Raw genomic sequence first — 12,103 nt, forward strand, 5'->3', positions numbered from 1 at the left:
CAGCATCAGCGCCAGCCAGCAGCTGATCCAGCAGATCGTTCGGTATCGCAGGCTCTTTGCGTCGGGACATTTCGGGGCTCCTTCTTTCCCATTATGCCCGCCCGCACACGAAATTCCTGACACTCCCGAGACGATGAACTCGACGCCGCGCATGCCGCGTGCGACCAGGTCGTCAAGAAAACCACGCCAGTGGACCTCGGCTTCCGACAGGGCGACGCTGACCCCGAGCACCCGGCGCCGTTCGTCGGGGCCGATGCCGATAGCTGAGAGGACGGCTGCGTCGCGAACAACGCCGCCTGCGCGCATCTTCTCATACCGGGCGTCGAGGATCAGGTAGCGGATCTCACCGAGCGGGCGGTTGCGCCATGCCTCCAGCTCCTCATCCAGCAGGGCAGCGGCGCGGCTGACCTGGGATGAAGACAGGTTCTCGATGCCGAATTCGCGCAGCACCGCCTCAGCCTGCCGGGTCGAGACGCCCTTCACGTACATCTCGGCGACCGCCAGCATCACCGCGCGAACACCGCGGCGATGCCCTCGGGGCCGTGTTCAATCAGCTGTTCCAGTACTGCCTCAATCGCCGTATCATGCTTGCTGTCCATTCGTTCTCTCCACGGGCGTGTTGCAACTCCATGGAATGCCGAAGATGGGCAGTTGGTGCCGGGGCATGCCCCGGCACCAACTTACCGATCACGACCCGATCGAATTTCCAGACCGATTGTGCAACCTGACGTCTGGAAATTGCCGCGGGGCATGATCACCCATTCCGGCATTCCCATTTGATATAGGCCTTATTATCGGAGGCCCATGTTTCGTCGATCTCGACGAGAACGGCGGAGACGAGGCGCAGGAGCGCCTGGTCGTTGGGGAAGACCCGGACCTTGACGGTTCGGCGCTTGAGCTCTTGCTGGACGGCGCGCTCGATGAGGTTCGAGGTGCGCAGGCGTCGGCGATGATGCTCGGGCAGCGTGAATACAGCCAGGCCTTCGGGAACGGCGTTTTCCAGCCATGTCGCGAGACCAGGGGCCGTGTCACGGTATCCTGCAACGAGCTCGTCGAGCGCGACCTGGGCCTTGGCGAGCGTCGGTGCATTCCAGATGCTGCGCAGTTCGGCACCGATACGCTCGCGGATGGCGATGTTGGGGGCATGGTGGACGGCGTTTGCGGCCAGATGGAACTGGCAGCGCTGCCAGGTAGCGGCACCGAGCACGGCGCGGCGGGCGGCACGCAGACCGGCATGATCGTCGGAGACGATGAACTCCACACCGCGCATGCCGCGTGCGACCAGGTCGTCGAGGAAGCCACGCCAGTGGACCTCGGCCTCCGACAGGGCGACGCTGACGCCGAGCACCCGTCGCCGTTCGTCGGGGCCGATACCGATTGCCGAGAGGACGGCTGCGTCGCGCACGATGCCTCCTGCGCGCATCTTCTCGTAGCGGGCGTCGAGGATCAGGTAGCGGATCTCACCGAGCGGGCGATTGCGCCATGCCTCCAGCTCCTCATCGAGCAGGGCTGCGGCGCGGCTGACCTGGGATGAAGACAGGTTGGGGTCGGTTCCGGCTGAGGGCGGAATGACACCCTCTCATGACTGCCATCTGAGATGTTGGCCGAGTTTACTCCTCCGCTGACGTCAACGCCAGCGACTGTTTGAACCTTGGCGGGTGTGCCGCGGACTCCTGATCGACGACGATTGATCAAGCTCTCATCCGCGGATTGGTCACCGCACTACCCGTATCCGTCGCTGGGCCTATCCTCCGTCTAAGCTCGGGCATCGGACGAACCTGCCCCACCGTACACCGTGGATTGCCCATCACAGTCGGGTGCCCGCGGCACGCCGGCCAAGCGCGCCTGTGAGACGCTCAGATCCGAAGGTTTCGGTCCATTCGTCGAAGGGCAGGTTGCTGGTGATGAAGGTGGAGCCGCGTTCGTAACGCTGGGAGATCAGCTCGAACAACAGTTCGGCGCCGGTCTTGGAGAGCGGCACAAAGCCCAGTTCGTCGATGATGAGCAGCTTGTATCCGGCCATCTGCTTCTGGAAGCGCAGAAGACGGCGCTCGTCGCGGGCCTCCATCATTTCGCTGACCAGCGCTGCCGCGGTGGTGAAGCCCACCGACAGTCCTTTCTGGCATGCTGCCAGTCCGAGCCCCAACGCTACGTGCGTCTTTCCGGTGCCTGATGGCCCCAGAGCGATGGCGTTCTCACGCCGCTCGATCCACTCGCAGCGCGCCATCTCGAGCACCTGCATCTTGTTGAGCCTGGGGATGGCGGCGAAGTCGAAGCTGTCGAGGCTTTTGACGGCGGGGAAGCGCGCGGCCTTGATGCGCCGCTCGACCATGCGACGCTCCCTGTCGATCATTTCCATCTCGACGAGGCGGGCGAGGAAGCGGATATGATCGACGCCTTCAGCGGCACATTGCCGCGCGAGCTTGTGATGCTCACGCAGGCACGTAGGCAGCTTGAGCGCCTTGAGATGGTGAGCGAGAAGGATCTCCGGGGCCTGATCGCTCATGCGGCCTCCTGCCGGTCGGAGAGCAGGCTCAGATAGGCTCTGGCAAAGGTCTTCTCGACCGTGGTGCGTGGCAGGAAGGGATAGACGTCCAGGTCCAGCCTGGGCGGTACGCGTTCGATCCGGCACAGGACGAGGTGCTTGACGGCATCGAAGCCGATGGCGCCAAGATCGATGGCCTGTTCGACCGCCGCCTGGAGATCGGCGAGGGTGAGCCTTCACGCCTCCATCATGCCGAAATCACACGGTTCTTCGAGGTGTCCAGTTGCTTGGGATTGTCGAAGCGGGTGAGATCGCCTACTTCAGCGACCAGCGTCGCAGCGCTGACCAGCCTGATACCGCGCAGGACCTGTAGATTGCGGACCAGCGGCGCAAAACACCATGCGTCCACCGCTTCAGTCAGCGCCGCTTCTAAGCGCCCAACCCGTGCCTGCGCCTCCAGCACCCGCTTCTGCATTTCCTCGAATGCCAGCTGTTGGTGGGGAAAATCGAACCGCTGCTCGGACAACCACCGCCAGTACATTTTCGTCCAGGCCGCCTTGCCGCCGAAACGACGATCATGACGCAACAGGAAGCTGCGCACTGTCTGCTTGGCTCCGATGGCATCATCTTGCGCGCTGCGTCGCGCGCGGATGAGATCGCGTACCGCCTCGTGCGCTTCGTCCGGTATCCAGATTGCGGTGAGTTCGCCAGCGCGTAGCAGCCGCGCCAGGGTCATCGCGTCACGCCGGTCCGTCTTTACATGGTCACCTGGGCGCCGCGGCATCATCGAGGGGGCGATGACGATGCAATTCTGTCCCAGCTTCGTCAGCAGCCGATGCAAGCCATACCCGCAGGGACCAGCTTCGTAGCAGACGTTCAACGTCACGCCCGGTCCAGTCAGCCGCTTGACCAGCTTCCTGATCGCATCGTCCTCGTTGGCGACCGTGCCGACGAAACGTACCTCGCCTCCGCGTTCCCCATCGGCAACCGCGACCGCGATGGTTTCCTTATGAACGTCCAGACCAACGTATTTCACTGCCTCCGTCATGACTCGTCTCCGCTGCTGACAAATCCATCATCAGCATCTCAGATTCGAGCCTCCGAGGCTCCGGCAGTCATGGGGTCTAAGCCCGGCGACCGTCCCGATTGGGATGGCATTTCGAAAATCCGTTTCAACGGGTCGCCAGTTGCCACCCGTTCCAAGACCGGAATGATCGCTTCGATGTTGCCTCCCTTACGGATACAGGAGGAGCAATCCCAATGACGCTGTCGGTCTTCCACGCATAAGCCGCCATTGCTGATGCCGCCTAATGGTAGTACCAGAAAGAAATAGGTTATCAGCAGACGTAATTGACTGCCCCAACAAAATGCCCAATTTTTCCTTTGAAAATAAATTTCTGGTACTACCAGATTCAAGGAGAGGGATGCCATGGGAGTCTGGGCACAGAACTACGATCCGCTTGGTAATATCTGGCTGTCCAGTATGGTCGCGGCTATTCCAATCGTTTTTTTCTTTCTGGCGCTGACGGTCTTTCGCCTGAAAGGATATATCGCCGGCACCATCACCGTTGCATTGACGCTGGCGGTCGCGATCGGGCTGTATGGCATGCCAATCAACAGTGCGCTGGCCGCTGGCGTGTTCGGGTTCTTTTATGGTCTCTGGCCGATCGCGTGGATCATCCTCGGCGCGGTGTTCCTTTACCGGATCGCGGTCGCGACCGGAGCATTCGACATTATCCGCCAGTCGATCCTGACCGTGACCGAGGATCAGCGGTTGCAACTCTTGCTGGTCGGCTTCGCGTTCGGTGCATTTCTCGAAGGGGCAGCCGGGTTCGGTGCGCCGGTCGCGATTACCTCGGCGCTGCTGGTCGGACTGGGGTTCCGCCCGCTTTATGCCGCTGGGCTGTGCCTGATCGCCAATACCGCGCCGGTGGCGTTCGGAGCGATGGGCATTCCGATCGTCGTCGCGGGTCAGGTGACCGGCATCGATCCGTTCCTGATCGGACAGATGGCCGGGCGGCAGTTGCCGTTGCTCTCGGTCATCGTGCCCTTCTGGTTGATCCTCATCATGGATGGTCCGCGCGGCGTGCGCGAGACATGGCCCGCCATCCTCGTCGCGGGCGGTTCGTTCGCGATCGTCCAGTTCCTGACCGCCAACTTCATCGGGCCGGAACTGCCCGATATCACCGCCGCCCTCGCCTCGCTGATCGCGCTGCCGGTGTTCCTGCGCTTCTGGCAGCCCAAGCGCATCTTCCGCTTTGATGCGGCCGAGGTCGCCGCCGACGGCGCGGTACCGGTCGCACCGATCACGACGCAGACCGTGCGCCATTCGCCGGCGAAGATCGCTTGGGCATGGTCGCCGTTCCTGATCCTAACGGTGTTCGTGACGCTGTGGAGCATCGCCCCGGTCAAGGCATTGTTCGCCGCCGACGGACCGCTCGCGCATCTTGTCCTTAAGCTGCACGTACCCTTTCTCGACAAGCTGGTAGCCAAGGTGCCGCCGATCGTGAAGCAGGTCACGCCGTACGAAGCGGTCTACAAGTTCGACTGGCTGTCGGCGACCGGCACCGCGATCATGTTGGCGGCGATCGTCACCATCGCCTTCCTGCGGATGAAGCCCGCAGAGGCCGTGCGGACGTTCGGCGATACGCTGAAAAGCCTCGCAATTCCGATCTACTCGATCGGCATGGTCCTCGCCTTTGCGTTCCTCGCCAATTATTCGGGACTGTCGGCGACCCTGGCACTGGCGCTGGCGCATACCGGATCGGCGTTTACCTTCTTCTCGCCGTTCCTGGGATGGCTGGGCGTGTTCCTGACCGGATCGGATACTTCGGCCAACGCGCTGTTCGCCGCGCTCCAGGCCAATACCGCGCATCAGATCGGGGTCAGCGACGTGCTGCTGGTCGCGGTCAACACCACCGGCGGCGTCACCGGCAAGATGATCTCGCCGCAGTCGATCGCGATCGCCTGTGCTGCCGTCGGGCTGGTGGGCAAGGAGTCGGACCTGTTTCGCTTCACCGTGCGCCACAGCCTGCCGCTGTGCGCGCTGGTAGGGGTCATCACGACGATCCAGGCGTACCTCGTGCCATGGATGATCCCGTGAGCGCGGTCGGGAACGCAGCACCCAGCGCATCGGGCCGGGCCGAAGCCGCGATCGAGGCGTTGATCGTCGAGCGCAAGCTGCTACCGGGAGCGCGGCTCCCGTCCGAACGCGCGCTGGCGGACACGCTTGGGGTATCGCGCAACATTCTGCGCGAGGCGATGAACCGGTTGGTATCGCGGGGACGGATCATCATCCGCCCGCGCGCCGGCGCAATCCTCGCCGAACCGTCGGCGCAGTGGACGCAGGCGATGATCGCCGAACCGCTCGCTCCGCTGGTCGAGGGCAATCCGGGCTACGGCCACGACATTTTCGAGGTGCGCGAGTCGCTGGACGGCACCGCCGCCTATCACGCCGCACGGCGGGCCGACGCAGTCGATAAAGACCGTATCCGCCGCCGGTTCGACGCGATGGAGAAGCTGCATGCCGCCGGTGATGTCGCTGCCGAGGCGCATGCCGACGCCGCGTTCCACCTCGCCATCGCGCATGCCTCACGCAACGCGGTGCTGACCCATGTCATGTCGAGTCTGTTCGGGCTGCTCCATACCAGCATCTCGCAGACCCGCGAAAAAATCTACGCGGTGCCGCGCACCTTCGAGGAATTGTCGGCGCAGCACCGCGCGATCATGGAGCGGATCGTCGCTGGCGATGCCGAGGGCGCGCGCGATGCCGCCGACGTCCATCTCGAATTCGTGCGCACGACGGTCCGACGGGTCGAGGACGACCTTGCCCGCGCCGAACGCGCCGCCGCCGCACCAGATCTGGGAACGATCCGATGATTATTTCTGCCACCACCGATTATCGCGAAGCGGCCCGCCGTCGTCTACCGCCGTTCCTGTTCCACTATATCGACGGTGGCGCCTATGCCGAACATACGCTTCGCCATAACGTCTCCGACTTGTCCGACGTGGCGCTGCGCCAGCGGGTGCTGTGCGATGTTGCCGACATCGATCTTTCCACTACCCTGTTTGGCCAGTCGCTTGGTATGCCGGTGGTGTTGGCTCCGGTCGGGCTGACCGGCATGTATGCGAGACGCGGTGAGGTTCAGGCCGCGCGCGCGGCAGCGGCCAAGCAGGTGCCCTTCACCCTGTCGACGGTATCGGTCTGCGCGATTGACGAGGTGCAGCGCCAGTCGAGTGCGCCGATCTGGTTCCAGCTCTATGTGCTGAAGGATCGCGGCTTCATGCGCGACGCGCTCGAACGCGCGCAGGCGGCGGGGGTTGAGACGCTGGTCTTTACGGTCGACATGCCGGTGCCGGGCGCGCGCTATCGCGATGCGCATTCCGGCATGTCAGGGCCCAATGCTGCGTGGCGGCGGATGCTGCAGGCGGTCACCCATCCGCGCTGGGCATGGGACGTCGGGATTCACGGGCGACCGCACGATCTGGGCAACATCTCGGCCTATCGCGGGGCCGCCACCGGGCTTGCCGATTACATCGGGTGGCTCGGCGCGAACTTCGATCCGTCGATCAGCTGGCGCGACCTGCAATGGATTCGCGATACCTGGAAAGGATCGATCGTCATTAAGGGCATCCTCGACGCCGAGGATGCGCGGGAAGCAGTGCGCTTCGGCGCGCAGGGCATTGTCGTGTCAAACCATGGCGGGAGGCAGCTCGACGGCGTGCTGTCGTCGGCGCGCGCGCTGCCCGCCATCGCCGATGCGGTAAAGGGGCAGGTGTCGATCCTAGCCGATTCCGGGATACGCTCGGGGCTCGACGTCGTGCGGATGCTGGCGCTCGGCGCGGATGCCGCGATGCTCGGCCGCGCGTTCATCTATGCACTCGCCGCCGACGGGCAGGCCGGTGTCGCCAACCTCCTCGAACTGTTCGACCGGGAGATGCGCGTTGCAATGGCGCTGACCGGGGTACGGACGATCGCGGAAATCGATTCAACCATCATCGCGCGCTGACGCGGATCTCACCGGCGCGGGCGCCGGACCATCAGTACAGGGGATACAGGATGCCGCATTTCAGGCAGCGGACGACCCGTGCCGTCTTGCTTTCGGGGCTGATGCTGGCGGGCACGACGCCTGCCGTTGCGCAGACCGCCGCAGACTATAAGGCGCTGCGCAGCAAGGTGGACGAGTTGCAGCGCCAGCTCGACACGGTACAACGCGCGCTGACCGCGAAGGAGCCGCGCGGAACGCCGCCGGTCATGGCCGCCGCGTCGCCTCCGGCCACCGACGCGCCGCGGCAGCAGGGCCTCTCCGACCCGCTGCACCGGCCGGCGGGTGCGCCGTCGGTCTTGGCGCAGGGCGGACCATCGGCGCTACCCGCCGGATACGGCTTCCGCATCGGCGAAACCAATTTTCACATCAGCGGCTTCATCAAGGGCGACCTGATCTTCAGCCGTTACGGTAATGGCGACACTGCAACCAATCCGCTGGGCCGCGAACTGTCGCTGCCGCAATCGATCCCGGTCGGTGGGCGGCGATCTGGCATTCTCGCCGATGCGTCGGCCAAACAGTCGCGGATCGCGTTCCAGACCGCGACGCCGATCGGCGAGAAGTGGCTGACGACGCTGATCGAAGCGGACTTTCAGGTTGCTCCGGCGGTGTCCGGCGGCGAGCGCGCGCTCAACCCCTATACCTTCGGATTGCGTCGCGCGGTCGCTGGTTATGGCGGGTTCGCGATTGGGCAGGACTGGAGCAACTTTCAATATGTTGCCGCCCTGCCTGAAACGGCCGATTTCGTCGGGGTAACCGACGGCACCGTGCTGGTTCGGCAGATGCTGCTGCGCTACAGTCATCCGGTCGGCAACGGGTGGACCATCTCCGCTTCGATCGAGAACCCGGAAACCGTGTCGGCGATGGCCGGTGCGCCCGCACTGGCCGACAATGACGATGACAGCGTTCCCGACCTGACCGGACAATTGCTCTGGTCGGCGAAGGGGGCCAGCCTGTCGCTGACCGGGCTGTTTCGATCGATGCGGGTCGACCCCGCCAACGGTCGACCGGCGGTAACGGCACAGGGCTATGGAGTGTCGCTGGCCGGGATTGCACCGCTGCCGACCGGCAAGGGCGACGATATCCGTTTCATGATGACCGGCGGTCGCGGGCTGGGGCGCTATGTCGGCGCCAACGTCGCGGCCGATGCGATCTACGACACGGTGAACGATCGGCTCGTGCCGGTTCCGTTGCTCGCAGGCTTTGCCGGGGTCCGCCATTTCTGGATCGGCACGCTGCGCAGTACCTGGATGGGGTCGTTCCAACGGATCTGGAACCCGGCCACGGCCTCGCCGCTGTCGACGCGCCAGGTGTGGGACACCGCGGTCAACCTGTTCGTGTCGCCGCTGCCACGCCTCGACCTCGGCGTCGAGCTGCGCGTGTCGCACCGCGAACTTGTGAACGGCGCAAGCGGCATGCTCGAACGGCTGCACTTTACGGTGAAACAAGGATTTTGAACCGGCCGGTCGACGGTTCGTGTGCCGAACGAAATACGACCGCCGATTGAATCAGATACCCCGACGCGGGACCACCCGCGCGGAGAGCATGGGGAACGAGCAATGACGCAATATGTCTATCGCTTCGGCGGCGGGGTGTCGGACGGGGGATCGGGCGACAAGACGCTTTTGGGGGGCAAGGGCGCGAACCTTGCCGAAATGGCGTCGATCGGCCTGCCGGTGCCGCCGGGCTTCACCATCGCGACGACGATGTGTACGCGCTATTACGAGGACGGCCAGACCTTCCCCGACAGCTTGCGCGACGAGGTCGCGACCGGCATCGCGCATATCGAGGGGATCACGGGCAAGCGCTTCGGGGACGAGGCCGACCCGCTGCTCGTCTCGGTCCGCTCGGGCGCGCGGGTATCGATGCCGGGCATGATGGACACGGTGCTGAACCTCGGCCTCAACGACGCGACGGTCGAGGGGCTCGCCAAGGTATCCGACGATCCGCGCTTCGCGTGGGACAGCTATCGCCGCTTCATCCAGATGTATTCGGACGTCGTGCTCGAACTCGACCACGGCCGGTTCGAGGAAGCGCTGGAGATCGCCAAGGAAGATCGCGGCTATTATCTCGACACCGACCTCACCGCCGACGACTGGCGCGCGCTTGTTGGCCAGTACAAGGAGATCGTCGTCGAACTGTGGGGCAAGCCGTTCCCGCAGGACGTGCATGACCAGCTCTGGGGCGCGATCGGTGCGGTGTTCGGGTCGTGGCAGGCGGACCGGGCAAAGGTCTATCGCCGGCTGAACGACATTCCGGGCGACTGGGGCACCGCCGTCAACGTGCAGGCGATGGTGTTCGGCAACATGGGCGACACCTCGGCCACCGGCGTCGCCTTCACCCGCGATCCGTCGAAGGGCGACAATGCCTATTACGGCGAATTCCTCATCAACGCTCAAGGGGAAGACGTGGTCGCGGGCATCCGCACCCCGCAATATCTGACCAGGGCGGCGCGCGAGGCGGCATCGGCCAAGCCGCTGTCGATGGAAGAGGCGATGCCCGAGGCCTATGCCGAACTCGCCGCCGTGTTCGACCGGCTCGAGCGGCACTACCGCGACATGCAGGACATCGAATTCACGGTGCAGCAGGGCAAGCTGTGGATGCTCCAGACCCGCTCGGGCAAGCGCACCGCCAAGGCCGCATTGAAGATCGCGGTCGACATGGCTGAAGAGGGCCTCATCACCCGCGAGGAAGCGATCGCCCGCGTCGATCCGCAGGCGCTCGACCAACTGCTCCACCCGACGCTCGACCCGAATGCGACCCGCGACGTGCTGACCAAGGGGTTGCCCGCTTCGCCGGGTGCCGCCAGCGGCATCGCGGTGTTCGACAGCGACACCGCCGAGCGCCGCTCGAACGCGGGTGATGCGGTGATCCTGATCCGCACCGAAACCTCGCCCGAAGACATTCATGGCATGCACGCGGCGCGCGGCATCCTGACCGCGCGCGGCGGCATGACCAGCCACGCCGCCGTCGTCGCGCGCGGCATGGGCCGTCCCTGCGTCTCGGGCGCGGGCAGCATCTCGATCGATGCGAAGGCGGGGGTGATGAAGGTCGCCGGCCGCGAAATCCGCGAGGGCGATATCGTCACGATCGACGGTGCGACCGGCGAGGTGATGGCGGGCGCGGTCGCGACCGTGCAGCCCGAACTGGCGGGCGACTTCGGCACGCTGATGGAATGGGCCGACGGGGTGCGCCGCCTGAAGGTGCGCGCCAATGCCGAAACCCCGCTCGACTGCCGCACCGCGCGCGACTTCGGCGCCGAGGGCATTGGTCTGTGCCGCACCGAGCACATGTTCTTCGAACAGTCGCGCATTACGTCGGTCCGCCAGATGATCCTTGCCGAGGACGAGGCGGGCCGCCGCGCCGCGCTCGACAAGCTGCTGCCCGAACAGCGCAGCGACTTCGTCGAAATCTTCGAGGTGATGGTCGGGCTGCCCTGCACCATCCGCCTGCTCGACCCGCCGCTCCACGAATTCCTGCCGCACGAGGAAGCCGAATTCGCCGAAGTGGCCGAGGCCGCCGGGATCGGCGTCGATCAGCTGAAGCGCCGCGCGGGCGAGCTCCACGAATTCAACCCGATGCTCGGCCATCGCGGGTGTCGCCTGGGCGTCACCTATCCCGAAATCTACGAGATGCAGGCGCGCGCGATCTTCGAGGCGGCGGTGATCGTCGCCGAGAAATCAGGCGAGGCCCCGATCCCCGAGGTCATGATCCCACTGGTCGCCACCCGTCGCGAGCTGGAACTGATGAAGGCGGTGGTCGACAAGGCGGCGCAGGACGTGTTCGCTGACAAGGGGCGGACCATCGAGTATCTGGTCGGCACGATGATCGAACTGCCGCGCGCCGCGCTGAAAGCCGGCGAGATCGCGGAAGCCGGTGAATTCTTCTCGTTCGGCACCAACGACCTGACCCAGACGACCTTGGGCGTCAGCCGCGACGACGCCAGCCGCTTCCTCGGTGCTTATGTCGAACAGGGCATCTATGCCCGCGACCCGTTCGTCAGCCTCGACGTCGAGGGGGTGGGCGAACTGGTCGAACTCGCCGCCGAGCGCGGCCGCAAGACCCGCCCCGACATCAAGCTCGGCATCTGCGGCGAGCATGGCGGCGATCCGGCGTCGATTGCCTTCTGCGAGAAGGTCGGGCTCGATTACGTCTCGGCCAGCCCCTACCGCGTCCCGATCGCAAGGCTCGCGGCGGCGCAGGTAGCCTTGGCTAGAAGCTGCAATGTAGTCCGGGTTCGGTCTGACTCATCCGTTCCTGGATGAGCGTTTGCCGCAAGCCGTATCTGCTGGTGCAGCGTGCGGGTGGTGCCCGCTCCAAAGAACCTCGACCCGTCCGTCTTGGACGGTAGGGATCGACCAAAGTGGTCATCTTACCATAACCGCCTGACTCGTATGTGGTTCGACTGATAATGAAAAGGCTCTTTGACGCTGGTCGGCATTCTCAATTGGGAACCCCAGCCAGGATCACAGAAGGTGAGGGAGGGCACTTCACCTCTCGGGCGGCACCATTTCCCAAAACCTGTTCCCGATTGCGCTTTCTCGAAATGGACACCTGGCGACGGGGTTATGGG

Annotated in this window: 7 protein-coding genes and 4 pseudogenes; 5 read left to right on the forward strand and 6 right to left on the reverse strand. The window is 64.6% G+C overall.

Annotated elements, in window-relative coordinates; translation table 11 throughout:
- Positions 1 to 126: 126 nt before the first annotated feature.
- The 6 genes and pseudogenes from BSZ14_RS17800 to BSZ14_RS19780 form a co-directional block, all read right to left on the reverse strand.
- A pseudogene (locus BSZ14_RS17800) lies at positions 127 to 516 on the reverse strand (transposase); the annotation flags it as partial.
- A 238-nt stretch (positions 517 to 754) separates the two neighbouring features.
- On the reverse strand, positions 755 to 1,570 hold the full coding sequence (locus BSZ14_RS17805; RefSeq protein ID WP_198930563.1) for an IS256 family transposase: 816 nt from the start codon (positions 1,568 to 1,570) through the stop codon (positions 755 to 757).
- A 267-nt stretch (positions 1,571 to 1,837) separates the two neighbouring features.
- Positions 1,838 to 2,506, reverse strand: a pseudogene (istB, locus tag BSZ14_RS17810) (IS21-like element ISSsp5 family helper ATPase IstB); the annotation flags it as partial.
- Positions 2,503 to 2,715, reverse strand: a pseudogene (locus BSZ14_RS17815) (IS21 family transposase); the annotation flags it as partial. The pseudogenes BSZ14_RS17815 and istB, both read right to left, overlap by 4 nt.
- 50 nt (positions 2,716 to 2,765) lie before the next feature.
- Positions 2,766 to 3,533 (reverse strand): annotated as a pseudogene (locus BSZ14_RS17820) (IS110 family transposase); the annotation flags it as partial.
- Positions 3,534 to 3,571: 38 nt separating this feature from the next.
- Positions 3,572 to 3,916: a hypothetical protein gene (locus BSZ14_RS19780; RefSeq protein ID WP_158069235.1), complete on the reverse strand. Its 345-nt coding sequence runs from the start codon at positions 3,914 to 3,916 to the stop codon at positions 3,572 to 3,574.
- Here BSZ14_RS19780 and lldP point away from each other — a divergent pair.
- The 5 genes from lldP (at position 3,915) to ppdK (ending at position 11,795) form a co-directional block, all read left to right on the forward strand.
- Entirely contained in the window at positions 3,915 to 5,588 is a 1,674-nt protein-coding gene (lldP, locus tag BSZ14_RS17825; protein WP_076711934.1) for an L-lactate permease, read from the forward strand. The two genes, BSZ14_RS19780 and lldP, sit on opposite strands and share 2 nt — an antisense overlap.
- On the forward strand, positions 5,573 to 6,364 hold the full coding sequence (locus BSZ14_RS17830) for an FCD domain-containing protein (RefSeq protein ID WP_076711935.1): 792 nt from the start codon (positions 5,573 to 5,575) through the stop codon (positions 6,362 to 6,364). Before lldP ends, BSZ14_RS17830 begins: the two co-directional genes overlap by 16 nt.
- Complete coding sequence (gene lldD, locus BSZ14_RS17835) at positions 6,361 to 7,494, forward strand: FMN-dependent L-lactate dehydrogenase LldD (protein ID WP_076711936.1); 1,134 nt, start codon at positions 6,361 to 6,363, stop codon at positions 7,492 to 7,494. The genes BSZ14_RS17830 and lldD overlap by 4 nt, the downstream gene beginning before the upstream one ends.
- Before the next feature lie 50 nt (positions 7,495 to 7,544).
- Positions 7,545 to 8,987: a DcaP family trimeric outer membrane transporter gene (locus tag BSZ14_RS17840; RefSeq protein WP_234422624.1), complete on the forward strand. Its 1,443-nt coding sequence runs from the start codon at positions 7,545 to 7,547 to the stop codon at positions 8,985 to 8,987.
- A 102-nt stretch (positions 8,988 to 9,089) separates the two neighbouring features.
- The gene (gene ppdK / locus BSZ14_RS17845; RefSeq protein WP_076711937.1) at positions 9,090 to 11,795 is read left to right on the forward strand and encodes a pyruvate, phosphate dikinase; all 2,706 of its coding nucleotides are present in this window, start codon (positions 9,090 to 9,092) and stop codon (positions 11,793 to 11,795) included.
- Positions 11,796 to 12,103 lie beyond the last annotated feature (308 nt).

The sequence above is a fragment of the Sphingomonas sp. Sph1(2015) genome (assembly GCF_001970915.1).
In the GTDB taxonomy this organism is placed as follows: domain Bacteria; phylum Pseudomonadota; class Alphaproteobacteria; order Sphingomonadales; family Sphingomonadaceae; genus Sphingomonas; species Sphingomonas parapaucimobilis.